Annotated in this window: 20 protein-coding genes and 1 tRNA gene; 16 read left to right on the top strand and 5 right to left on the bottom strand. The window is 65.8% G+C overall.

Annotation, left to right across the window (positions count from 1 at the left end; genetic code table 11):
* Positions 1-13: 13 nt before the first annotated feature.
* Entirely contained in the window at positions 14-484 is a 471-nt protein-coding gene (locus AC1VVM_RS10860; RefSeq protein ID WP_482955053.1) for an SRPBCC domain-containing protein, read from the top strand.
* Entirely contained in the window at positions 481-966 is a 486-nt protein-coding gene (locus tag AC1VVM_RS10855) for a GFA family protein (protein WP_482955052.1), read from the top strand. The genes AC1VVM_RS10860 and AC1VVM_RS10855 overlap by 4 nt, the downstream gene beginning before the upstream one ends.
* Before the next feature lie 3 nt (positions 967-969).
* Here AC1VVM_RS10855 and AC1VVM_RS10850 read toward each other — a convergent pair whose 3' ends face one another.
* Positions 970-1,560, bottom strand: a complete 591-nt coding sequence (locus AC1VVM_RS10850) for a J domain-containing protein (protein ID WP_482955051.1) — start codon at positions 1,558-1,560, stop codon at positions 970-972.
* Between the two features lie 39 nt (positions 1,561-1,599).
* Here AC1VVM_RS10850 and AC1VVM_RS10845 point away from each other — a divergent pair, with 39 nt between their 5' ends.
* Positions 1,600-1,872, top strand: a complete 273-nt coding sequence (locus AC1VVM_RS10845) for a BolA family protein (protein ID WP_207904602.1) — start codon at positions 1,600-1,602, stop codon at positions 1,870-1,872.
* A 232-nt stretch (positions 1,873-2,104) separates the two neighbouring features.
* Here the strand turns inward: AC1VVM_RS10845 and AC1VVM_RS10840 are convergent, their stop codons facing one another.
* Positions 2,105-3,178 carry a DUF2332 domain-containing protein gene (locus AC1VVM_RS10840; protein WP_482955050.1) on the bottom strand — a complete coding sequence of 358 codons (1,074 nt, stop codon included), beginning with the start codon at positions 3,176-3,178 and terminating at the stop codon, positions 2,105-2,107.
* 38 nt (positions 3,179-3,216) lie between these two features.
* Here AC1VVM_RS10840 and hisG point away from each other — a divergent pair, with 38 nt between their 5' ends.
* The 7 genes from hisG (at position 3,217) to AC1VVM_RS10805 (ending at position 11,397) form a co-directional block, all read left to right on the top strand.
* Complete coding sequence (gene hisG, locus AC1VVM_RS10835) at positions 3,217-3,873, top strand: ATP phosphoribosyltransferase (RefSeq protein WP_132385140.1); 657 nt, start codon at positions 3,217-3,219, stop codon at positions 3,871-3,873.
* Entirely contained in the window at positions 3,873-5,162 is a 1,290-nt protein-coding gene (hisD, locus tag AC1VVM_RS10830; RefSeq protein ID WP_482955049.1) for a histidinol dehydrogenase, read from the top strand. Before hisG ends, hisD begins: the two co-directional genes overlap by 1 nt.
* Positions 5,159-5,614, top strand: a complete 456-nt coding sequence (gene nusB / locus AC1VVM_RS10825) for a transcription antitermination factor NusB (protein WP_482903944.1) — start codon at positions 5,159-5,161, stop codon at positions 5,612-5,614. The genes hisD and nusB overlap by 4 nt, the downstream gene beginning before the upstream one ends.
* Positions 5,615-5,683: 69 nt before the next feature.
* Entirely contained in the window at positions 5,684-6,643 is a 960-nt protein-coding gene (gene thiL / locus AC1VVM_RS10820) for a thiamine-phosphate kinase (RefSeq protein ID WP_482955048.1), read from the top strand.
* A 522-nt stretch (positions 6,644-7,165) separates the two neighbouring features.
* Positions 7,166-9,259, top strand: coding sequence for a sodium-translocating pyrophosphatase (locus AC1VVM_RS10815; RefSeq protein ID WP_132385136.1), 2,094 nt, complete (start codon positions 7,166-7,168; stop codon positions 9,257-9,259).
* 108 nt (positions 9,260-9,367) lie between these two features.
* The gene (locus tag AC1VVM_RS10810; protein ID WP_482955047.1) at positions 9,368-10,534 is read left to right on the top strand and encodes a GNAT family N-acetyltransferase; all 1,167 of its coding nucleotides are present in this window, start codon (positions 9,368-9,370) and stop codon (positions 10,532-10,534) included.
* Complete coding sequence (locus AC1VVM_RS10805; protein WP_482955046.1) at positions 10,531-11,397, top strand: transcriptional regulator; 867 nt, start codon at positions 10,531-10,533, stop codon at positions 11,395-11,397. The genes AC1VVM_RS10810 and AC1VVM_RS10805 overlap by 4 nt, the downstream gene beginning before the upstream one ends.
* Positions 11,398-11,458: 61 nt before the next feature.
* On the opposite strand, the gene AC1VVM_RS10800 is transcribed toward AC1VVM_RS10805, so the two are convergent.
* From AC1VVM_RS10800 to AC1VVM_RS10790, 3 genes are all read right to left on the bottom strand, one after another.
* The gene (locus AC1VVM_RS10800) at positions 11,459-14,140 is read right to left on the bottom strand and encodes a M1 family metallopeptidase (protein WP_482955045.1); all 2,682 of its coding nucleotides are present in this window, start codon (positions 14,138-14,140) and stop codon (positions 11,459-11,461) included.
* 406 nt (positions 14,141-14,546) lie between these two features.
* Positions 14,547-16,490 carry an excinuclease ABC subunit UvrC gene (gene uvrC / locus AC1VVM_RS10795; RefSeq protein WP_482955044.1) on the bottom strand — a complete coding sequence of 648 codons (1,944 nt, stop codon included), beginning with the start codon at positions 16,488-16,490 and terminating at the stop codon, positions 14,547-14,549.
* 102 nt (positions 16,491-16,592) lie between these two features.
* Positions 16,593-19,199, bottom strand: coding sequence for a TonB-dependent receptor (locus AC1VVM_RS10790; protein ID WP_482955043.1), 2,607 nt, complete (start codon positions 19,197-19,199; stop codon positions 16,593-16,595).
* 244 nt (positions 19,200-19,443) lie between these two features.
* Here AC1VVM_RS10790 and infA point away from each other — a divergent pair, with 244 nt between their 5' ends.
* The 6 genes from infA to AC1VVM_RS10760 all read left to right on the top strand — a co-directional run bounded on the left by infA (position 19,444) and on the right by AC1VVM_RS10760 (position 23,149).
* The gene (gene infA, locus AC1VVM_RS10785; RefSeq protein WP_007014967.1) at positions 19,444-19,689 is read left to right on the top strand and encodes a translation initiation factor IF-1; all 246 of its coding nucleotides are present in this window, start codon (positions 19,444-19,446) and stop codon (positions 19,687-19,689) included.
* A complete protein-coding gene (locus AC1VVM_RS10780) occupies positions 19,670-20,311 on the top strand; it encodes a Maf family protein (protein WP_482955042.1) in 642 nt (213 codons plus the stop codon). The genes infA and AC1VVM_RS10780 overlap by 20 nt, the downstream gene beginning before the upstream one ends.
* The gene (locus AC1VVM_RS10775) at positions 20,304-21,278 is read left to right on the top strand and encodes a ribonuclease (protein WP_482955041.1); all 975 of its coding nucleotides are present in this window, start codon (positions 20,304-20,306) and stop codon (positions 21,276-21,278) included. Before AC1VVM_RS10780 ends, AC1VVM_RS10775 begins: the two co-directional genes overlap by 8 nt.
* Positions 21,275-21,454, top strand: a complete 180-nt coding sequence (locus AC1VVM_RS10770; RefSeq protein WP_482955040.1) for a DNA gyrase inhibitor YacG — start codon at positions 21,275-21,277, stop codon at positions 21,452-21,454. Before AC1VVM_RS10775 ends, AC1VVM_RS10770 begins: the two co-directional genes overlap by 4 nt.
* A 100-nt stretch (positions 21,455-21,554) precedes the next feature.
* Positions 21,555-21,630: transfer RNA gene (locus AC1VVM_RS10765), tRNA-Phe, on the top strand.
* A 331-nt stretch (positions 21,631-21,961) separates the two neighbouring features.
* Positions 21,962-23,149 (top strand): efflux RND transporter periplasmic adaptor subunit, encoded by a 1,188-nt coding sequence (locus AC1VVM_RS10760; RefSeq protein ID WP_482905194.1) that lies wholly within the window; start codon positions 21,962-21,964, stop codon positions 23,147-23,149.
* Position 23,150: the final 1 nt, after the last annotated feature.

The following is a 23,150-nucleotide window of genomic DNA, read 5'->3' as shown; positions in this document are numbered from 1 at the left end:
GGAGAGATTGCCCGTGAGCGAAACGGACAACGAGCTTTCGATTACCCTCTATATCGACGCCCCGACCGACAAGGTCTGGGATGTCCTCGCCAACCGTCAGGAAGAATGGTGGTGCCCCCGCCCCTGGCGTGTCGAAGTCGACGAGCAGGACAAGCGTCCGGGCGGCGTCTGTCGGATGACCATGTACGGTCCTGACGGCGAAACTGCGCCGCAGAACGGCATCTACCTCGCATTCGACGAAGGCCGACGTTTCGTGACGACCGATGCCATTACATTGACGGAATCGGGCGAGTTCCAGCCGTCTGGTCCGTTCATGATCGGCATCTGGGAAATCGAACCCGAAGGCAACGGCACCCGCTACACCGCGCGGGCCCGCCATTGGAACGCGGAGACCATGAAGAAGCATGACGAGATGGGCTTCGTGGACGGTTGGTCGGCCTGCGCCCGGCAACTCGCGGAGATCTGCGAAGGCAAAGCCGCTTGAGCGCAGGGGCTGAAGGGGGCTGCACTTGCGGGCAGGTCCGTTACCGCCTGCTGGACGATCCGATCGTTGTCCATTGCTGCCATTGCCGCTGGTGCCAACGCGAGAGCGGCAGCGCCTTTGCGCTCAATGCCGTGATCGAGGCTGACCGGGTAGAACTGATCGGCGAAAGTGCGCCGGAGCGCATCGACACGCCCTCGCTGAGCGGCAAGGGGCAAGCGATCCTGCGCTGCCCCAACTGCAAGGTGCCAGTCTGGAGCCACTACGGCGGCGCGGGTGACAAGGCTGATTTCATCCGAGTGGGCACGCTCGACGATCCCGACATCTGCCCGCCCGACGTGCATGTTTTCACCGAGAGCAAGCAACCCTGGGTTGTCCTGCCCGAAAGCGCTGAGCGGTTCGAGCAGTTCTATTCCGGCAAGGATGTCGTGCGCATCTACGGCGAGAACGGGGCGGCGCGCTGGCGAATCCTGCGCGGCCGCTGATTCTCAGGCGAAAGCGGCGGCCTTGCGAAGCAATTGGTAGGCTTCGACCACGTCCTGAAGGCGCGTGGCGTGGCCATGATCGCCACCATTATGGTCCGGGTGATATTGGCGCAGCAGCCGCGTGTAGCGCAGCCGCAGCGTTTTCCGGTCGATGTCGCCATCGAGCCCCAGTACTTCCAGAGCGCGCCGTTCATTCGGCGTGAAGCGCGCATTCTCCGGCTTCATATCGGCCTGACGACGGCGCACATGTGCCCTTGCCCGCGCGCTGATCGCTTCGAGCGGGTCGGCGAAATCGGCCCAGCGCGGCGCTCCGTCCACACCCGCATCCGGGCGGAAAGCCCGCGTCTGCGTCTCCCAGCCATGGAGCGGAGACTGCGCCCGGAGGATCTGCTCCGAATCCATGCCGTCGAAATAGTCGTAGCCCGCATTGAACTGGCGCACGTGATCTAGACAGAACCAGCGATAGTCGCCCGGCCCGTCAAAACCAGAGGGGCGACCGCCCGGTGCGCGGAACTCGCCCGTCTCTTCGCAACCCGGCCAACCGCACTCGCGGCTGCCGGATTCGACCCTGCCATGAAATCTCGTATGTCTCACCGGCTTCCAGATGGGGGATTGAGCGCCTAAATGGAAGCCATGACCGGACCGATCGAACAGGAAATGCGTCAGCTGCTCGAAGCAGCTTTCGCCCCCAGCCACCTTGCAGTGATCAACGATTCCGCCACCCATCGCGGCCATTCTGGCGATGATGGCAGCGGCGAATCGCATTTCACCATCGAAATCGAAAGCCCCCGTTTCGAGGGCGTCTCCCGCTTGCAGCGCCAGCGCCTGGTCAATGCCGCGCTGGGCGACATTCCCGGCGAACGCGTTCATGCGGTGGCGATCAAGGCCCGCGCGCCGGGGGAATAAGGCAGCCAAAGCAAGTTCTTCAGGAAGCCAATCTCGTCGCCCCCGCGAAGGCGGGGGCCCCGCTGCCTTACTTCTGCGCTCTCAAGAAAAGCGGGGTCCCCGCCTTCGCGGGGACGACGAAGTGCTAGGCATCAAGTGAAGTGCCAGACTTCAGGCGAATGGCAAACTAGGGCCGAAGGGCAGACTTCGGCCAAATGACGGGCGCCGGCGAAGCTGCACGCCTCAGTGGCCCCTAACCCAGCCACTCGATCCATGCCCCGTGCGCGTGAGCACGCGCCAGCAAGTGCCATTCCTCGCCGCCGGGCCAATAGCGCACTGTCAGTGCATGCCCGAGCTTGGTCCGGTATCCCTCGACCGAAATCCATGCAAGCGGCTTGTCCGCACTCGCCGCAGCCCCGGCCGCTTCCATGGCCTGCGCAATCCTCACGCGCTGATCCTCGGGAACGTACTGCATGACGATCGAGTGCATCAGCACGCGCGTCGTGCCCGCCGCCTGCGGCATGGCGAGTTGCCGCTCGACGAAATCCGCTGCATTCATCTTCACCAGTTCGGGTGCATGCTCGCTCGCCGCGGCGATGGCAGCATCGAGTCTGGCGAAGCGCTCCGTGTGCTCGGGCCAAATATAGGCGCGCAGCCGCTGCGCCTGCGCCGGATCGGCAAGGTCGACCGGCGCGACATCGCCCCCCCTCAGCGACGCGAACGAGATCGGCTCCGACGGCGGCGGCGCACCGCGCCATTCGGGCGCGAATTGCATGACCGCCCGCTCCGGCCCGACGGTGACACCGCCCAGATCGTAACGATAGCGGTCCAGCATGAGGTTGATGCCCGCGCTCGCGCCGACTTCCAGACATTCGAAGCGGGCAGGCAGGCCCTTCGCGGCCAGCCAGAGCATCGCGGCAACGAAGTTGGACGAACGGCCCGCCTCATTGGTCTGCGGCGGCCCGTCCAGCCAGGGCATCAGTTCGGCATCGTGACGGCGAACCACATCGCGCAGAATCGCAGCGTCGTCCGCAGGATCGCCCGCATAAATCGGCGCCAGCGCAGGCTCACGGCCGGACTGGTGCAAAGCATGGATCCCCCCGGCTGCGCGCAAGGGCACGGCATCCGCCAGCGGCATGCCCTGCCAATCGCGGATTCGCGTCAGGAACGGCCCCGCATCCGCGTCGCCCAGCACGGCAGCCAGCCCAGCGACGATGCGCGCGGTGATCGGGGCGCCGTTTTTGCGGCAATATTCCACCTGATTGGCGAAAGCCTCGGCCACATTGCCGCCAAAACCTTCGCTGAACTCTTTCTGGTCCTGTGCCATGTTGCCCTTTCGCCACTTGCCGCCTAAATGCGCGCACCATGCCGACAACCTTGACCTTTGCCGTGCCCAAAGGGCGAATCCTCGACGAGGCGCTGCCGCTGATGGCACGCGCCGGTGTGGTGCCCGAAGCGGAGTTCCACGACAAGAAGTCTCGCGCGCTGTCATTCGCGTGCGAGAACAGCGAGATGCGCCTGATCCGCGTCCGCGCTTTCGACGTGGCAACCTTCGTCGCGCATGGTGCCGCGCAAGTCGGCATCGTCGGCTCCGACGTGGTGGAGGAATTCGCCTATCCCGACCTCTACGCTCCGGTTGACCTCAATATCGGCCACTGCCGCCTGTCGGTTGCCGAGCCCGAGGGCGAAATCGGCGGCCCGCTGCCCTCGCACTTGCGCATCGCCAGCAAGTATCCGAACCTCACGCGCCGCTATTTCGAAAAGCTGGGCGTGCAGGCCGAAGTCGTGAAGCTCAACGGCGCGATGGAACTGGCGCCTTCACTGGGCCTCTCCAGCCGCATCGTCGACCTCGTTTCGACCGGCCGCACGCTCAAGGAAAATGGCCTCGTCGAGACGAGCCGCATTCTCGACATCTCGGCGCGGCTCATCGTCAACCGCGCGGCGCTCAAGACCGATGATCGCGTCGCGGCGCTGGTCGATGCGTTCCGTGCGCTGGTTGCCGAAACGAAAGCGGCCGCCTGATGCTGCGACTTTCCAGCAAGGACGCCGGATTCGCCGAGGCATTCCGGCAAGTGGTTGCCGACCGCCGCGAGAGCGCCGTCGACGTTGCACGTGACGTGGCCGACATTCTGGCTGCCGTGCGCGCACGTGGCGATGCGGCGCTAGCCGAATACACCGCCCGGTTCGACGGCCACGACCTCGATGAAAGCGGCTGGCGGATCGACGCCGAGACCTGCCGCGCCGCCTTCGATGCCCTCACCCCGGAACTTCGCGCCGCGCTCGAACTCGCCGCCGCGCGGATCCGCGCCTATCACGCCGCGCAGCTTCCCGAGGACCGCGACTACACCGACGAGGCCGGCGTCCGCCTTGGCGCTGTGTGGCGCGCAGTCGATGCCGCCGGACTCTATGTTCCGGGCGGCCGGGCCGCTTACCCCTCCTCGATGCTGATGAACGCGATTCCCGCCAAAGTCGCGGGTGTCGAGCGTCTCGTCGTCGTCACGCCGACGCCGAAGGGCGAAGTCAACGCGCTCGTCCTCGCCGCCGCGCACCTTGCCGGCGTGGACGAAGTCTGGCGCGTGGGCGGTGCCCATGCCGTGGGCGCGCTGGCCTATGGCACCGACAGGATCGCGCCTGTTGATGTGATCACCGGCCCCGGCAATGCCTGGGTGGCCGAAGCCAAGCGCCAACTCTACGGCGTGGTCGGCATCGACATGGTGGCCGGCCCGAGCGAAATCCTCGTCATCGCCGATGCGAAGAACGAACCGCGCCGCATCGCCGCCGACCTGCTGAGCCAGGCCGAGCACGATCCCACCTCTCAGTCGATCCTCATCACCGACGATGCCGCCTTCGCGGACGCTGTCGCCGAAGCGGTGGAACTGGAACTTTCCGCCCTCGCCACGCAGGCAACCGCGCGCCAGTCGTGGAACGACTACGGCGTGATCGTCGTCGTCGAGAGCTTCGACGAGGCCCCGGCGCTGGCCGATGCGCTGGCTGCCGAACACGTCGAGATCGCCACCGACGATCCCGAAAGCCTGTTCCGCCGGATCCGCCACGCCGGATCGGTGTTCCTTGGCCGCATGACCCCCGAAGCGGTGGGCGATTACGTCGCCGGCCCCAACCACGTGCTGCCCACCGGGCGCCGCGCGCGGTTCGCCTCGGGCCTGTCGGTCCTCGATTTCATGAAGCGCACCAGCTTCATCCAGCTCGATCAGGCGGCGCTTGAGGCCATTGGCCCTGCCGCCGTTGCCCTTGCCGATGCCGAAGGGCTTCCCGCGCACGCGCGCTCCATTTCCGTGAGACTTTCCCAATGAGCAATTCCAAGCCCAATTCGAAGCAGGCCCGCTCCGCAGCGCGCCTCGCCGCCGTTCAGGCTCTCTATCAGTTCGAGATGGAAGGCACGCAGCAGGCCATCCTGCTCGACGAATTCCACCGCCATCGCCTTGGCGCGGAAATCGACGAGGACCAGTACGCCACTGCCGAAGTCGCTTTCTTCGACGATGTTGTGAAGGGCGTGATCGCCCGTCGCGACGAGATCGACGAACTGCTGTCCGGCAAGCTGGCCGAAGGCTGGTCGCTCGCCCGTCTCGACAAGACCATGTTGCAGATCCTGCGCGCCGGCACCTACGAACTGCTGGCCCGCGCGGACGTGCCGACCGGCGCGGCGATCGGCGAGTATCTCGACGTCGCCCACGCCTTCTTCGATGAGCGCGAGGCGAAGTTCGTCAACGGCGTACTCGACGCTGTCGCGAAGGCTGTACGCTGACATTTGTGCGCAGCATGACCGTGCACTCGTGATCTCGACAATGGGCCCTCTCGGGCCCATTGTTATATCATGACCCGCGAATTTGCCTTCATCGAAGCCCTGCGCGCCATTGCCGTGAGCCCGGCCGCGCGCGGACTTGCCGACGATGCGGCGGTGCTGGAAATCGGCGGCGAAAAGCTGGTCCTGACCATGGACACGCTGGTCGAGGGCATCCACTTCCTGCACGACGATCCGCCGGAAAGCATCGCCTGGAAGCTGGTGGCGGTGAATGCCTCGGACCTTGCCGCCAAGGGCGCGGAGCCGCTCGGCTGCCTGAAATCACACGCCCTCGGAGAAGACGAGTGGGACCGCGCTTTCCTGCGCGGGATGGACAATGCCTGCCGCCACTTCGCGCTGCCGCTGTTGGGCGGCGATACGGTACGCATGCCGCGCGGATCCGCCCGCAGCTTCTCGCTTACCGCGATCGGACGCGGGCTGGAGGATGTGGCAGTGCCCACGCGCAGCGGCGCGCAGCCGGGCGACATCGTCTGGTGCAGCGGAACGCTGGGCGATTCCGGCCTTGGCCTGGCACTGCTGTCCGACCCGGTGAAGGATGTCAGCCCCGATCATGCCTGGCTGATCGACCGCTACCGCCGCCCCATGCCCGAACCGGCACTCGGCGTCGCGCTCGCACCGCTGACCAGCGCGATGATGGACGTGTCCGACGGGCTGCTGATCGACGCGCGCCGGATGAGCGAGGCAAGCGGCGTCGCCGTTCATTTCGACATTGCCGAAGTGCCGCTCTCGGCCGCCTATCGCGCCGTTGCCGGCGACGATCTCGACCAGCGCATTGCGGCGATGACGGCAGGTGACGACTATGTACTGTTGTTTACCGCGCCGCCGGTACACACCGCTTATCTGCGCGCGGCGGCAAAGGGGCTGGAAACCGAGATCCACGCTATCGGGACGGTGACCCCGGGGAGCGGCATAGTCCTTGAATGGAAGGGCACGCCGATTTCGTTGCCGGACAGGCTCGGCTACCAACACTAGGCCACGCGAATGAAGCGTGGCGCGAGGCTGCCATCCTTCGACAAGCTCAGGATGAGCGGGGTGGTGGCTGCACCCCGTCCGCCCTCTCCGCACCTGCCCCTCCTCCCGCTCAGGCTGAGCCTGCCGAAGCCTCCCGAGGCGTGGCACACGAAGCCTCCATCCTTCGACAAGCTCAGGACGAGCGGGGTGGTGGCTGCACCCCGTCCGCCCTCTCCGCACCTGTCCCTCCTCCCGCTCAGGCTGAGCTTGTCGAAGCCCCCGAGACGTAGCGCGAGGTCTCCATGCCTCGACAGGCTCAGCCTGAGCGGAGTGTGGGAGGCTATCTTGGCCCCCTACTTTTCATTTCTCGACAACCGGCGATCATTCACGCCCCACGTCATCCGAACGCGTTTTGCGGCAGTAAAGTCGCCTTCAAACGAAGTCGCTTGCCACTAATCCTCCTTATCTATAGCCCTTTACGTCACGAACGGGAAAACCCGTCGCAAATTGCGCATGTCCGCATTGGGAAAAAGGGGGCGTTTTGTGAATCCAGTCACGATCGCGATTGTCCTGGGATTTGTGGCCTTACTTTACGGCCTCATAACCAGCAGACAGGTACTCGGTGCTCCGGCCGGTTCCGAAAAGATGCAGGAGATCGCCGCCGCCATCCAGGAAGGCGCACAGGCCTACCTCAAGCGGCAGTATTCGACCATCGCCGTCGTCGGCATCGTGGTCGCCATCATCATCTCGCTGACCCTGGGCCACATCTCGGCCATCGGCTTCGTGATCGGCGCGATCCTTTCGGGGGTCGCCGGGTTCATCGGCATGAACATCTCCGTCCGATCGAACGTGCGCACTGCCGCCGCCGCGCAGACCGGCCTGCAACCGGGCCTGACGCTGGCCTTCCGCGCGGGTGCCATCACCGGCATGCTCGTTGCGGGGCTCGCCCTGCTCGCGATCGCGGTGTTCTACTGGTACCTGACCGGCCCCGGCGGCCACACCGTCGGCGGTGAGGACCGTACCGTGGTGCAGGCGCTGACCGCCCTTGCCTTCGGCGCTTCCCTGATCTCCATCTTCGCGCGCCTTGGCGGCGGCATCTTCACCAAGGCGGCCGACGTCGGGGCCGACCTCGTCGGCAAGGTGGAAGCCGGCATTCCCGAGGACGACCCACGCAACCCCGCCGTCATTGCCGACAACGTGGGTGACAATGTGGGCGACTGCGCCGGCATGGCCGCCGACTTGTTCGAGACTTACGTCGTCACCGTGGGCGCCACCATGGTACTCACCGCGCTGCTGATGAAGGGTGTCGACAACTTTTCGGGCCTGATGGCGCTGCCGCTGCTGATCGGCGGCGTCTGCATCGTTACCTCGATCATCGGCACCTATTTCGTCCGCCTCGGCAAATCGCAGAACATCATGGGCGCCATGTACAAAGGCTTCCTGGTCACGGCGGTACTCTCGGTGCCGGCGATCTGGTGGGCGATCAACTATGCGCTGGGCGACATCTCGGCCGAAATCGGCATGACCGGCTTCGATGGCCGCGCGCTGTTCCATTGCGCACTGGTCGGGCTTGTCATCACCGGGCTCATCATCTGGATCACCGAATACTACACCGGCACCGGCTACCGCCCGGTCCGCTCGATCGCCAAGGCCTCCGAAACCGGCCACGGCACCAATGTGATCCAGGGCCTTGCCGTCAGCCTTGAGGCGACTGCGCTGCCGACGCTGGTGATCATCACCGGTATCATCATCGCCTACCAGCTCGCGGGCCTGCTGGGCATTGCCTATGCCGCCACCGCCATGCTGGCACTTGCAGGCATGGTCGTCGCGCTCGATGCTTATGGCCCCGTGACCGACAATGCCGGCGGCATTGCCGAAATGGCCGGCCTTGACGACAGCGTGCGTGAGAAGACCGACGCGCTCGATGCCGTGGGCAACACCACCAAGGCCGTCACCAAGGGCTATGCCATCGGCTCGGCCGGGCTTGCGGCGCTGGTGCTGTTCGCAGCCTACACCGCCGACCTTCGCGAGTTCTTCCCCGATCTCGACGTCGATTTCAGCCTTGAGAACCCTTACGTCATCGTCGGCCTGTTGCTCGGCGCGCTGCTGCCTTACCTGTTCGGATCCATGGGCATGACCGCCGTGGGCCGCGCGGCGGGCGACGTGGTGGTGGACGTGCGTGAGCAGTTCAAATCCAACCCCGGCATCATGACGTACGAGACGAGGCCGGACTACGCCCGCACCGTCGATCTGGTGACCAAGGCAGCGATCAAGGAGATGATCGTCCCCTCGCTGCTACCGGTGCTGGCACCGATCGTGGTGTACTTCGTCATCAGCTTCGTCGCGGGCGTGGAGAACGGCTTTGCCGCACTCGGCGCATTGCTGCTGGGCGTGATCGTCGGCGGCCTGTTCGTTGCGCTCTCGATGACCTCGGGCGGCGGCGCATGGGATAACGCCAAGAAGTACATCGAGGACGGCCACCACGGCGGCAAGGGCTCCGAAGCCCACAAGGCCGCAGTGACGGGCGACACCGTGGGCGATCCCTACAAGGACACCGCCGGCCCCGCCGTGAACCCGATGATCAAGATCACCAATATCGTCGCGCTTCTGCTGCTCGCCGCGCTGGCGGCACACTAAGCGATCGACCGCGATGCAAGGGCCCCGGCGGAGCGATCCGCCGGGGCCCTTCCCATTTTCACGGAGCCGTTAGCGTTTCCTTGAGCCGGGCACGCTAGAAGGCGCTTCATGTTCACCGCCGCGCCCCTGCCGCACGAGGACGAGACCGGTTTCGGCCGATCCGATCGTGCGGCATCCGATGACGGCCATATCGCCTGCCTGCCCTGGCGCGCGATGGAGAGCGAAGTCGACGCCTGGGACGCACTCGCCCACCGGGCCAGCGAGCCCAATCCCTTTTTCGAGAGCTGGTATCTACTGCCTTCGCTGCGGCATCTGGGCAGTTCCGAATGCGTATCGATGCTGCGGTTCGAGCGGCATGGCCGTCTGGCCGGACTGCTCCCGGTGGTGCGCAGCCGCCAGTACTATCGCTGGCCCGTGCCCAATCTGGCAGGATGGCTCCACGCCAATGCCTTCCTCGGCACGCCGCTGATCGAGCGTGGTGGGGAAAGCGCATTCTGGCGAGCCCTGTTCGACTGGACGGATCACGCGCCCGGCACCGCCCTCTTCCTGCACCTACGCGAAATGTCGCTGGAAGGCCCGGTCCATGACGGACTTCTGGCGGCGCGAGGCACCCGCGCGGTGGAGACCGTGCACCGCGAAGAGCGCGCCGTGCTGCACTCGCCCCTTTCGCCGGATGACTATCTGGAAGCCTCGCTCACCGGCAAAAAGCGCAAGGAGATGCGCCGCCAATGGAATCGCCTTGCCGAACGCGGCCATGTCACCATCGAACGCTGCCGTAACGACGACGGGCTGGACAACTGGGCACGCCAGTTCCTCGCGCTCGAAATGGCGGGCTGGAAAGGCAAGGCTGGATCGGCGCTGGCGAACCATGAAGGCACCGCCAGACTCTTCCGCGAGGCCCTGGCCGGTGCCGCCGCGCGCGGACGGCTGGAGCGACTGGCATTGCGGCTGGACGGCAGGCCCATCGCCATGCTGGCGACGTTCCTCACGCCGCCGGGCGCCTTTTCCTACAAGACCGCCTTCGATGAGGGATTCTCGCGCTTCTCGCCCGGCGTCCTGCTCCAGCGCGAATATCTCGACATGCTCACCCGCCGCGAGATCGCATGGACCGACAGCTGCGCGGCCGAGGACCATCCGATGATCGATCATATCTGGCGTGAACGCCGCGCGGTCGGGCGCCTGTCCATTGCCATCGGCGGGCCGCTGCGCCGCGCGCTTTTCCGCCGCTTCGTCACGGCCGAACTGGCGCGCAATCCTGCGAGGCCCTGCCCATGAACGCCCAGTCCGCCCTGCCCGGTCGCTCTGTCTTCGACCAATCCCAGCGCGAGTGCTTCGCCCGTAATTATCCGGAGATCCCGCACAAGCTGGCCCATGCGCTGCGCAGCCATCCGCTGCTGGAACTGGAAGCGCTTGCCGAACTGGCCGAAGGCTTACCCGCCGGGTCGATAGAGTACAATTTCGGCAACCAGCCGCTCGGCGTGGACGGCAAGCCCGCGCCCACCGGCATTCCCATCGGCCGCACCATCCGGGAGATCGAGACCACCAATTCCTGGGCGGTCATCAAGAACGTCGAACAGCATGCGGACTATGCCCGCCTGCTGGAGGATCTGCTCGGCGAACTGCGCCCGGTGATCGAGGCGCGAACGGGGCGCATGATGAAGCTGCAGGGCTTCATTTTCGTCACGTCAGCGGGCGGCGTGACACCCTACCACTTCGATCCCGAGCACAATATCCTGCTGCAAGTGCGCGGCAACAAGGTCATGACCCAGTTTCCCGCCGGCAATCCCCGTTTCGCGCCGGACGAGGTCCACGAGACGTACCACACCGGCGGCGGCCGCGAACTCAAGTGGCGGGACGATCTGCTCGACGGCGGTCGGGAATTCGCGCTTCAGCCGGGAGAGGCTGTCTTCGTTCCGGTTATGGCGCCGCATTTCGTGCGGAACGGCACCGAGCCCTCGATATCGCTCTCGATCACGTGGCGGTCGGAATGGAGCTTCGCGGAAGCCGATGCCCGCGCGCTCAACGGGGTTTTGCGCCGTTTCGGGCTGAAACCGAAGGCGCCCGGCCGCTGGCCGGCGCGCAATCGGGGCAAGGCGCTGATCTGGCGCGTGCTGCGCAAGTTCGGCGTGGCGAAGTAACCGCCACCCCGGCCCTTCACGGAGCCAATGGTCAGGGAGGGTGTTACCCCTCCCCAATCCTTTACTTCTTCGTCTTCACCCAGGCCGCGACCTGCTCGCGCTGGCGCGGACGGTTGGCGATGCGTTCCTTGAGCGCGGTCAGCGCCTGCACCACCGGCTTGGCCTCATCGGCCGGAAGCGTCGCGGCATAGGCCTCCACCTTGGCGACCATGGCCGGATTGGTGCTGGACGCCACGATGCGCGCGAAGAAGCGCGCACGGCCGGAATGCTCGATCAGCGCATCGACACGGGCCTGATTGGCGCGCACGAAGTCGAAGGCCATCTCCGGATGCGCGCGGGCGACCGAGGTGATGATCTGCGAGGCACTGGTGGCGTCAGGCGTGCCCGAAATCGCCAGCGCCAGCGCTTCCTTCGCCAGCGCCTCGTCGCTTACGAGGCCGAGATCGGCGTAGTACAACTGGCGTTCGACAAAGCCGGTCGCGCCGGTCGCCAGCTTGCGCAGCAGCTCCCAATCCGCACGGTTGGCGTTGGCCGCCGCCACGCCGAGCCAGGTGCCCTTGAGCGGACCGTCGAGCGACTTGGGATCGGCCGCCAGCCCCTGCAGGCGGCGACGCGCCTCGGCCACGACGCGCGGATCGCCTACGCCGCCCAGCGCGTCGATAAGCTGCGCGCGCAGCTGGGTATCGACGAGCGGTTCGTCGGCGACCGGATCGAAGCCCAGCTTGGCCAGACGCGGCGACCATTTGGCGGAGATCATGCCGCCGATGCGGTCCTTGGCCGGGCCCTTTTCGAGCAGGTCATAGACGTTCTGCCACCGCGCCACGGCCTTGCCCGCCAGCGTGGCGTCGGCATTGCCGGGGATCGCCGACAACAGGTCGAGGCCCACCGACATGTCCTGATAACCGGCGAACGAAAGCGAGAGGTTGTCGCGCACCAGACCGTACTGGTCGATCGGTGCCAGCGTGCCGAACGAAGCCTTCAGCGCCTTGATCGCGCTCGCCGAATAGAGCGTGCGGTAGTAGCCGAGCTGGCCCGCGTTCACGAGCACCGGGCCGCAGCCGGGCAGCATCACGCTTTCGCTCCGGCCGGTCATCAGGTGGCGGACCGGCGCGGCATCACCCACGCGCACCAGCAGGGGCATCGGCCAGAGCGGTGCTTCGCCCCCGCGCGTTGCCGGATCGAGCGAGAACGCGTCCTGCGTCAGGTCGAGACGGGTCTGCCCGCCGACGCACGAAACCGCGTTGACGCGCAGCAGCGGCACGCCCGGGGTGTGGGTGAATGCCTCGGCGATGCGGTCCACGTCCTTGCCGCCGGCATCCTCCATCGCCGCCCAGAGATCGCGGCTGGAGGTGTTCGAATAGGCATGGCGCTTCATGTAGAGGCGCATGCCGTCGCGCCAGGTATCGGGCCCGACATAGTCTTCGAGCATGGCGATGACCGCCTGCCCCTTCTGGTAGGTGATCGAATCGAAGGCCTGCTCCATCTCGGAGACAGTGCGCACCTTCTGCACCACCGGATGCGTGGTCGGCAGCGCGTCGAGCGCCATGGCGCCTTCGCGCCCGTCGATGCCGCCCAGCTTCCAGTTCCATTCGGGGTGGAAGTGATCGGTGACCTTGTCGGCCATCCAGCTCGCGAAGCCCTCGTTCAGCCAGATGTCGTCCCACCAGGCCATTGTCACCAGATCGCCGAACCACTGGTGCGCGGTTTCGTGCGCCTGCACCGAATAGATCGACTGCTTGCCCGAGGGGCTGGTGATGGCGGGATCCATCAGCAGGATGCGCTCGAACGTCATGATCGCGCCCCAGTTCTCCATCGCGCCGAAGAACTGCGAGGTGCCGGGGGCAGCGATGTTGTCGAGCTTGGGCAGCGGGAACTTCACGCCGAAGTAATCGTCGTACCACGGCAGGATCTGGGCGAGGCCCTCCCGCGCATAGTCCGCCTGCTTGCCGCTGCCGGTGGGGGCGACGATGCCGACATCGACGCCGTCCGCCGCCATCTGCGAGGAACGCTCGAAGTCTCCTACGCCGAAGAACAGCAGGTAGGAACTCATCTTCGGCGTCGTGCCGAAGGTCACGCGCTTGAGACCGCCGGGAAGCACTTCCTGCCCCTTCACCGGCATGTTGCTCAGCGCCATGCGGTCGGCCGGGACGATGGCCGAGAGGTCGAACGTCGCCTTGTAGCTGGGCTCGTCGAAGCTGGGGACGAAGCGGCGGGCATCCGGCGCCTCGAACTGGGTGAACAGGCCGCGCACTTCCTTGCCCGTACGCTTGTCGGGATAGTCGAGCGCGAAGAGGCCCGAGGGCTGCGTGCCGATCTTGCCGGTGTAGACGATATCGAGGCGGTACTGCCCTGCCGCGATGGTTGCGGGCGCGGCGAAGCGCAGGGTCTGCGCGGCTTCGTCGGTCGAGACGGTGAGCGGCACCGGCTTGCCGCTTACGGGAACCAGCGACGCGCTGGAGACGGTCAGGCCATTGCCGTGCAGCGTCAGTGCGTCGGTGGCGGAAAAGACCGTCACGTCGATCGACACATTGCCCTTGAAGGTCAGCGCCTGCGCGTCGGGCGTCACTTCGATGCGATAGTGGGTGGGCCGGGCGTTGCGCGGAAGGTCGCTCGGGACGCTCTCGGCAAGCGGCGCGAGCGTGGCGGCGGGCACTGCCGGCGCGGCAGCGGCGAAAGCGTGGGCGGATATGGCGAAGGCGATCACGGCACCGGCCGTGGCAAAATTACGCAGGGAAGAACGCATGGGGGGCGAAAGCTCCGGGATATCGGGTATTGCTGCGCAGACAGAACGCCGCGCCAGTCATGCGCGCGTGGTAGCGCGAAATGTCGCGTAGCGGCCATGTCGTTCGTCGATGGGAGTCGGCCGTTCGACCTGTCGCATCCTTATCGTCGTTCCCGCGAAGGCGGGGACCCCGCTTCCTTCTTCAAGCTTGAGGCAGCCCCAAGGAAGCGGGGCCCCCGCCTTCGCGGGGGCGACGGGTTTGGTTGTTGAATCTTAGATCAAATGTCTACGAACGCGCCCCATCCCTCGTCATTGCGAGCGCAGCGAAGCAATCCAGAGCGGCGCAGGAACGCTCTGGATTGCTTCGCTACGCTCGCAATGACGAAGTCGTTTATCGATGAGCAGCGTGGGTCGATCCGTGCCGCCCTCAACCGCCCGGATGGTAGAAATCGTAGATCGTCTGCGCCACTGCCGCGCTAACGCCGGGCGCGCGCTGGAGGTCCTCAAGGCTGGCCGCCCGCACCTTCCCCGCCGTCCCGAAGTGCAGCAAAAGCGCGCGTTTGCGAGCCGGGCCAATGCCGGGAATCTCGTCCAGCGGGCTGGCCGTGATGGCGCGGCTGCGCTTCGCCCGGTGGGCGCCGATCACGTAACGGTGGACCTCGTCCCGCAGCCGCTGGAGGTGGAACAGCAGCGGCGAATTGACCGGCAGCATCTTCTCGCGTCCGTCGGGGAAGTGGAAAATCTCGCGCCCTTCGCGACCATGGTTAGGGCCCTTGGCGATGGCGATAAGGTTCACATCCTCGATGCCGAGTTCCTCCAGCGCGTCCTTCACCGCGCTCATCTGGCCCTTGCCGCCGTCGATCAACACCAGGTCCGGCCACATGCCGCTCTCACGTTCCGGATCTTCCTCCTGCACGCGGCCAAAGCGCCGGGTCATGACTTCGCGCATCATCGCGAAGTCGTCATTGCTCTGCGCCTCGCGGATGTTGAACTTACGGTACTGGTTGGTGAGGAAGCCCTCCGGCCCCGCCACCACCATCGCGCCAACCGCCTTGCTGCCCTGGATATGCGAGTTGTCGTAGACTTCCACGCGCTGCGGCAGGTCCGGCAATTCGAGGAATTCCGCCATCTCGCGCCAGATTTTTGCCTGCGAGCCACGCTCGGCCATACGGCGGTCGAGCGCTTCGACGGCGTTTCGGGTTGCCTGATCCATCAGGCGGCGACGGTTGCCGCGCTGGGGTACCGAGATCTCGACCTTGCCGCCAGCCAGTTCGCGGAAAGCCTCGGCCATCAATTCGGCCTCGGGCAGTTCGCGGTCGACAAGGATCGTGCGCGCCGGCGGTACTTCCTCGTAGAACTGGGCGAGGAAGCTTTCGAAGACCTCCTCCTCGGAAAGCCCCTCGGTGTGCGTCGGGAAGAAGGCGCGGTGCCCCCAGTTCTGGCCGCCGCGAATGAAGAAGGCCTGGATGCCGACCTGCCCGTTCTTGCAGGCCATCGCGAAGATGTCGGCGCTGTCCATGCCCTCGGCATTGATCGCCTGACTGCCCTGAATGAAGGTCGCCGCGCGCAGCCGGTCTCGCAACATGGCCGCGCGCTCGAAGTCCAGCGCTTCGGCGGCTTCGGCCATCTGGCTCTCGATCTTCTTCTGCACCGCGCTCGACTTGCCGCCGAGGAAGTCCTTCGCCTCCTTCACGAGTTCGCCGTAGCCCGCCTCGTCGATGCGGCCGACGCAAGGCGCCGAGCAGCGCTTGATTTGATAGAGCAGGCAAGGCCGGTCACGCCGCGAGAAGAAACTGTCCGTGCAACTGCGCAGCAGGAACAGCTTCTGCAACGCGTTGATCGTGGTGTTGACCGAACCGGCGCTGGCGAAGGGGCCGTAATAGTCGCCCTTCATCTTGCGCGCACCGCGATGCTTCATGATGCGCGGGAAGTCATGTTCGGCCCGCAAGAGGATGAACGGGAACGATTTATCGTCGCGCAGCAGCACGTTGTAGGCCGGACGGAAGCGCTTGATGAGCTGCGCTTCCAGCAACAGCGCCTCGGCCTCCGAATTGGTGGTGACGATGGTCATGCTGCGCGTCTGGCTGACCATGCGCTGGAGCCGGATCGGCAGCCGCTCCCACTGCGTATAGTTGGCGACGCGGTTCCTCAGCACCCGCGCCTTGCCGACATAGAGCACATCCCCGCGCGCATCCTGCATGCGGTAGACGCCGGGCTTCGACGGCAGCGTGCGAACCGTCTCGCGGATGACCTCCACGCCTTGCTGGAGATCGGGCTGATCGGAGCCGCGCAGGGTGAAAGTCGCCTGCTCCTCATTGAAGCGTGCGGTGCCCTTGGGGTGTTCGGGAGTTCCGGCAGGTGTTCGCGCCATTCCCGCCAGATAGGATATCGCGGCCGGATCGGGTAGACCCGGCCGCGATCAATCCTCAGAGGTGTTTTCGAAAATCCGCCGTCCGCGGATTTTGCGATGGCCTCAGAACATCTTGCGCAGATCGATCCCGATCACGCGGCCCTGCGGATTGCGATAGGCCGGTTGATAGGCAATCGGCACTTCGCCGTTGTCGTCGGTGACCTTCTGGCGCGTATCGAACAGGTTGTTCGCCACGAACGAAACGCGCATCCCCTTGAGGATCGGCATTTTCTTCACCAGTTCGGTATTGCGGCTGAGATCCGCGAAAATGCGCAAGTTGGCGACGAAAGTGCTGCCGAAGTGCAAGTCCGAACTGGTCGGCGCGCCGGTGCCGTCCACCGTGCTGGGCGCATCCCATTCGGCCTTCAGGCGCAGGCCGTAGCCATTCACGAACATGCCGCCCTCGGCCTCGATCACGTGGCGCGGCACGCCGCCCGCCGTCAGTGCGCCGCCGTTGAGCTGGTCGAGCACCGGCACGCCATCGGCGATCTTCACGTCATCGGTGAAGCGCCAGGTGTGGTAGATCGAGAAGTTCCAGCGCGCGCCTTGTGGGCCGCGTCCGCCGCCCATCATCGGCGGCGGACCGCCGAAGCCGCCGCCCCCGCCACCGGAGCCGCCAGAGCCACCACCGCCGGAATGGCCAGCGCCGCCCCCACCGGATCCACCACCCGCGCCGCCCGGCGGGGGACCGCCCGGAGGCGGGCCGCCGAAGCCGCCAGGGCCGCCCTGCGGCTGCGCACCGATATTGCCCGAAAGGTTGAAGCCCCAGCGGATGCGTGAGCTGGTCTCTTCGGCGAAGGTCACCGCACGGCGATCCACCGCCGTCAGGTTGCCCTCGTCATCGCGCGTCACGCGGTCCGGGAAGGCCGCCTCGACCGCAGGCGTGAGCATCGGGAACGCCTCGGAGACATTGCTCGAATGGTTGTGGAAGTACTCCACCACCATGTTCGAGCGCTGCATGAACGGAAGTTGCCATGTCGCCGAGAGCTTGATGTCCCGCTGCATTTCCTTGACGAGATCGGGGTTGCCGCCGCTCGTCACCGTCACCAGCGCGGTCTGGTTCGTGGTAAAGTCGTAGACCGACACATTGTAGGTTTGCACCACCGGCGCACCCAACTGGACCAATGTCGGCGCGGCCTCGTTGACCAGATAGCTCGCCTGGAACGTCAGCTTGCCGGTGGGCGACCAGGTCAGCCCCGCGCTCCAGTCCGTCAGCGTGCCGAAGTCCGACAAGTGGTCGAGTCCGCCGCTCAAGTTGAGCGTGATATCGCCGATCGCGCCAAGCACATCATTATTGCGGCTGGTCAGCGGCACCGCGAGGTTAAGGCCGCCGGACACGTCCCCGCGCGTGAGGCCCACCATGCCCATCTTCGAGGCCGAGTTCTCACTGGCGCTGTGCGTATAGTCATAGCCGCCCTTGAAGGTCAGGTTGGCATCGCCCGCCGGCATCGTGAAGGGACGGCCCGAAAGCGTCGCCAACGACGACAGCGTGGTCGTGCGGTTGCGCGCTTCGTCCACGCCCGCGCCCGGTACGACCGGCAGCGCGCCGTCGATGGCGAGCGCGCCCGATTTGGCCGCGTCGATCAGACCCGAGGTGTCGCGCGGACGGTCGGTATCGGTCTCGGTAATCGTGTAGCCGGCGTCATTGGTGACGTTGAAATTCCAGCCGCCAAGCATGCGGCTGTAGCCGAGGCCGGCCTGGAATTCGTTGGTCTCCACCCGCGTCGCCAGCGGATCGGGCAAAGTGCGAACGGCAGAATCGCCGTCATGGACCAGCTTGACCGTATCGAGGCCGGACCAGGCGTTCGTCACCGAATGCGTGAACGTGCCATTGGTGGTGAACGAGCCGTCGAAGCCGTCCTTGCCGATGCCCTGCGTCATCGTGCCGTTCAGTGTGAACTCGGAATCGGCAGCGGCCAGACTGCGATAGCGCGCCGGATCGGGATCGCCCGCCACGGTCGGCAGCGAGTCCGGATCCTGCCGCACGTCGCGCTCGTTTTCCGTCAACATCGAAGTGTCGGTGTACTTGGCGGCCACGTTGAAGCGGCGCGGCCCGACGGTCTTGAAGAACCCGCTTTCCAGCTCGTAATTGTCGTAGCCGCCGCGGGTCGGCAGATTGTACTCGCCCGAAACCGTGGTCGCGGAGAACTTCTTCTTGAGGATGATGTTCACCACCCGCTGGTTGGCCGGATAGCCGAAACGCAGCGCCACTTCCTCGGGCAGAACCTCCATGCGGCGGATCGCTTCGGGCGGAATGTCGCGCATCTCACGGAAGCTGGTGATGCGCTGGCCGTTGACGAGGATCACCGGACGCCCGTCCCCGCGCCCACGCCCACTGCCGGTCTGCGGCGAAATCGCATCGATCAGGTCGGCGATCGAGTTGACGCCGTAAGCGGCAATGTCGTCCTCGTCGTACGTCTGGATCGGCTGGCTGGGTACTTCGAGCTGCCCGGCGATACGCGCGGCGGTGACCACGATTTCATGTCCGTTGCTCTTCACCGTCGGTGCCGGCGTGGATTCGTCGGTTGCCGCCAACGATGTGGGCACGGCTGGCACAGCGACGCTCGCATCCGCAGGCTGGGCATGAGTCTCCTGAGCACTGGCCAGTGCCGGAACCATCGCCGACAGGCTGACGCCCGCCGCGAGGGGGATCAGATGAACGCAACGCAACTCAGGATCTCCGCCAAAAAGATATAGTTTCCCCCACCCGGCGGCGCTGATGCCGCGACTGCGAAAAGGTCGCAAGGCGGCGCCGGGTAACATTTTGTCGCAACTGGAGAACCCGTCACCGCAGGGGTACCCAAATGGGTCAAGTGCCCCAAAAGAGCCAAATATTCGCCAAGGCTTCCATTTTTGGCGAGTCGTGGCTATGTCGCGCCGCGACGACACAACAAGCTCACGGACTAGATCGCCGATGGCGAAAGAAGAACTCCTTGAAATGCGCGGCCGCGTGGTCGAACTGCTCCCGAACGCCATGTTCCGTGTAGAGCTCGAAAACGGCCACGAAATCCTCGGTCACACTGCGGGCAAGATGCGCAAGAACCGCATCCGCGTGCTGGTCGGAGACGAAGTTCTGGTCGAACTGACCCCCTATGACCTCACCAAGGGTCGTATCACCTACCGTTTCATGCCTGGTCGCGGTGGCCCCGGTCAGTACTGACGCCGCGTCCCCCAGCGGGGACGCCATCGCACCGCGTATCGACGCTTCTGCGCAGTTGCAGTTGATCCTCGCTTCGGCGAGCCCGCGCCGCCGCGAACTGATCGGCCGACTGGGCCTGACGCCGCACGCGATCATTGCCGCCGACATCGACGAAACGCATGACGCGCGCGAACACCCGCGCGCCTACGCCCGCCGCATGGCGCGCGAGAAAGCGCTCGCGGTTGTCGCAGATCATGCCCATGTCCTTGCCGGAGACACCGTGGTCGCCTGCGGCCGCCGCGTGCTACCGAAGGCCGAGGACGAGAAGACCGCGCGCGAATGCCTGGCTCTGTTGTCCGGCCGTCGCCACCGCGTGCATTCCGCAATCGCCCTGAAATCGCCCGACGGCACGCTGCGCGAGCGGCTGTCCGAAACGATCGTGCGCTTCAAGGCACTCTCCCGCGAGGAGATCGAGGGCTATATCGGCGGCGGCGAATGGCACGGCAAGGCGGGCGGCTACGCCATCCAGGGCAGCGCCGAGGGGCTTATCACCGCGATTTCCGGCAGCCATTCCGGCGTCGTTGGCCTGCCGCTCTACGAGACCCGCGCGCTGCTCAAGGCCGCGGGGTTCGCGATTGCCTGAATGGCTCGTCGAGGACGGGATCGGCGAATCCCGAGCGGTCCTTGTCGACAATGGCGAGGTGCTCGCCGCCCGGCTTGACTGGGACGACGGCCTGAGAGCGGGTGAAGTCGCCGAGGCGGTGCTGACCTCGCGCGCGAAAGGATCGAAGCGCGGCACGGCACGCTTCGCATCGGGCGCGGAGGCACTGGTGGACGGTCTTCCCGCCGACGCCAGCGAGGGCCGTCCCTTGCGCCTTGTCGTCACGCGCGCCGTCATCGCGGAAACGGGACGGCTCAAGCGAGCGCAGGCAAGGCCCACGGAACATCAAGTCCGCCCTGCTCCTTCACTGGCCGAATCGCTGCGGGAGACCGGATTGCCGGTCCGCACCGTGCGCGCTTTCCCCGAAGATCCCTGGCCCGAACTTTTCGCGGAAGCCTTCGCGGGCGAGATCACGTTCGACGGCGGCGCGATCCTCGTGATCCCGACCCCCGCGATGACTCTGATCGATATCGACGGCACCCTGCCACCGTCCACCCTCGCCCGTGCGGCCGTCCCCGCCATCGCGCGCGCAGTGGAGCAGTTCGACCTTGGCGGCTCGATCGGCATCGATTTCCCCTCGCTGGAGCGCAAGGACGACCGCCGCGCCGTGGACGAGGCCATGGCGGCCGCGCTCGATCATTGGCCGCACCAGCACACCGCAATGAACGGATTCGGATTCGTCCAGTTGGTGGCGCGGCTGGAGCGCCCCTCGATCCTCCACCGCCTGCGCCACGATCCTGCCGGAGCCTGCGCACGCCTGCTGCTGCGCCGCGCCGAACGCATTACGGAGCCCGGCACGTTGCTGCTCACTGCCCATCCGCGCGTGCGGGCGAAAGTCCTGCCGCAGTGGGAGACCGAACTCGCGCGCCGCGCCGGCCGCACGCTGCGATGGCAGGAGGACGCGACGCTTGCGCTCACCGGCGGATTCGCGCAGGCGATCACATCATGACCACGAAAATCCGCAAGTGCCCGATCTGCGGCAAGCCGCGCAGCGACGAACACACGCCGTTCTGTTCCAAGGGCTGCCGCGACCGCGACCTCGTGAAGTGGCTGGCCGACGGCTATGCCCTGCCCGGCCCGCCCGCCGATCCGGACGTACCCGAAATTTTTCCACAGGACGATTGAAGCGGCACTGTCATTTTAGGGTTGCCAAGCTCAGCGCCCTTCGCCATAGGCCCGCCACCGACACGGAACGGTCGCTTCGGCACCGCACCGAACCAGGGATGCCCGGGTAGCTCAGTTGGTAGAGCACATGACTGAAAATCATGGTGTCGGCGGTTCGATCCCGTCCCCGGGCACCACTTCCTTAACCGGAAGTGGTGCCTTTTTCTTTGCGCCGCTCCCGCACTTCCCCTGCCCACACATTCGGAATTGTATCGCGCATCGCCGTGCCGTCATGGCGATTCGCGAAGACGGGGCCGGCAACATGGCCCCCATGACCGATTCCGGCTCCGGCGAGGCTGAAAACACCTCCACCGTTCGACTTTCCTGTTCATCGCAAGTGTCGGAAATCGCAATTAGTCACAAATTGTCGCACCTGCGAAATGGCGACTTGCGAAGCCTCGCGAATGCCTTGATAGCTCGCGCATCCTTCGACACGCGGTGCGCAACTTGAAATCGACCATGCCCACGATGCTTCCGGCCTTTCCGATGCGCCGGACCACTCTCACGCTGATCCTTGCCTCGCTTCTGGTCGGATGCTCCGGTCAGGGTGCGAAGGATGCATCTAAGCATCCCACGCAAGTCGGCTACATCGTTGCCCAGCCTTCGACCGTCCCGCTCGCGGTGACGCTGAACGGCCGCACCGTGGCTTTCGAAACCTCGGAAGTCCGCCCGCAGGTCAACGGCGTGATCGTCAAGCGCTACTTCACCGAAGGCAGCTACGTTCGCGCCGGCCAGCAGCTGTTCCAGATCGATTCAAGCCTCTACCGGGCGGCGGTCAATCAGGCGCAGGCCGATCTCACCAGCGCCCGCGCCACCGCAGAGGCCGCCAGCGCCAAGGCGGATCGCTACAAGCCGCTCGCGGACATGGAGGCAGTCGCCAAGCAGGACTATGCCGATGCGCTGGCCACTGCCCGCTCGGCCCGCGCCTCGATCGCGCAGAATGCCGCGGCGCTGGACACCGCGAAGACCAATCTGCGCTTCACCACGGTCCCGGCCCCGATCAGCGGCCGCATCGGCCGTTCGCTGTTCACCGTCGGCGCGCTCGCCAGTGCCAGCCAGGCCGATCCGCTGGCCGTGATCCAGCGCATGGACCCGATCTATGTCGACATGCAGCAGTCGGCGGCCGACATCACCGCGCTGCGCCGCAGACTGGCGGCTGGCGGCATCAATCCGGGCAGCACCACGGTTCACCTGAAGTTCGACGACGGCAGCAAATACGCTTACGCCGGAACCGTGCAGTTCTCCGAAGTGACGGTGGACGAAGGCACCGGCACGGTGACCTTGCGCGCCAAGTTCCCGAACCCGGACGGCCTGCTGCTGCCGGGCATGTTCGTCTCGGCGATCTTCGACCAGGCCAACGACCCCAATGCCTTCCTCATCCCGCAGAACGCCGTCCAGCGTGACTTCGATGGCTCTGCCTTCGTCATGACGGCGGGCGACGACGGCAAGGCCGGTCGCCGCAAAGTCGTCGCGGACCGCACCAGCGGCGCCTATGTCGTGGTAACGTCCGGGCTCCAGCCCGGAGACAAAGTCATCGTGCAGGGCCTGAACGGCCTGAAGCTCGGCACCGAAATCAAGGCGGTGCCATCGACGGCGCCGCAGAAGGTGGAACCGCGGGCTGCCAAGCCCGGTGAAACCGGCGCGAAGGGCCACTGAT

Source organism: Novosphingobium sp. BL-S-33, assembly GCF_056857025.1.
The sequence above is the reverse complement of the archived record's forward strand: the minus strand, read 5'-3'. Positions and strand labels throughout refer to the sequence as shown.

Excerpts from the sequence above, each read along its gene's own strand:
- nusB (WP_482903944.1), top strand. The coding sequence starts at position 5,159 with ATGAGCAATTCCAAGCCCAATTCGAAGCAGGCCCGCTCCGCAGCGCGC.
- hisG (WP_132385140.1), top strand. The coding sequence starts at position 3,217 with ATGCCGACAACCTTGACCTTTGCCGTGCCCAAAGGGCGAATCCTCGAC.
- hisD (WP_482955049.1), top strand. The coding sequence starts at position 3,873 with ATGCTGCGACTTTCCAGCAAGGACGCCGGATTCGCCGAGGCATTCCGG.
- AC1VVM_RS10845 (WP_207904602.1), top strand. The coding sequence starts at position 1,600 with ATGACCGGACCGATCGAACAGGAAATGCGTCAGCTGCTCGAAGCAGCT.
- uvrC (WP_482955044.1), bottom strand. The coding sequence starts at position 16,490 with ATGGCGCGAACACCTGCCGGAACTCCCGAACACCCCAAGGGCACCGCA.
- AC1VVM_RS10770 (WP_482955040.1), top strand. The coding sequence starts at position 21,275 with ATGACCACGAAAATCCGCAAGTGCCCGATCTGCGGCAAGCCGCGCAGC.
- AC1VVM_RS10800 (WP_482955045.1), bottom strand. The coding sequence starts at position 14,140 with ATGCGTTCTTCCCTGCGTAATTTTGCCACGGCCGGTGCCGTGATCGCC.
- thiL (WP_482955048.1), top strand. The coding sequence starts at position 5,684 with ATGACCCGCGAATTTGCCTTCATCGAAGCCCTGCGCGCCATTGCCGTG.
- infA (WP_007014967.1), top strand. The coding sequence starts at position 19,444 with ATGGCGAAAGAAGAACTCCTTGAAATGCGCGGCCGCGTGGTCGAACTG.
- AC1VVM_RS10840 (WP_482955050.1), bottom strand. The coding sequence starts at position 3,178 with ATGGCACAGGACCAGAAAGAGTTCAGCGAAGGTTTTGGCGGCAATGTG.
- AC1VVM_RS10810 (WP_482955047.1), top strand. The coding sequence starts at position 9,368 with ATGTTCACCGCCGCGCCCCTGCCGCACGAGGACGAGACCGGTTTCGGC.
- AC1VVM_RS10760 (WP_482905194.1), top strand. The coding sequence starts at position 21,962 with ATGCTTCCGGCCTTTCCGATGCGCCGGACCACTCTCACGCTGATCCTT.
- AC1VVM_RS10805 (WP_482955046.1), top strand. The coding sequence starts at position 10,531 with ATGAACGCCCAGTCCGCCCTGCCCGGTCGCTCTGTCTTCGACCAATCC.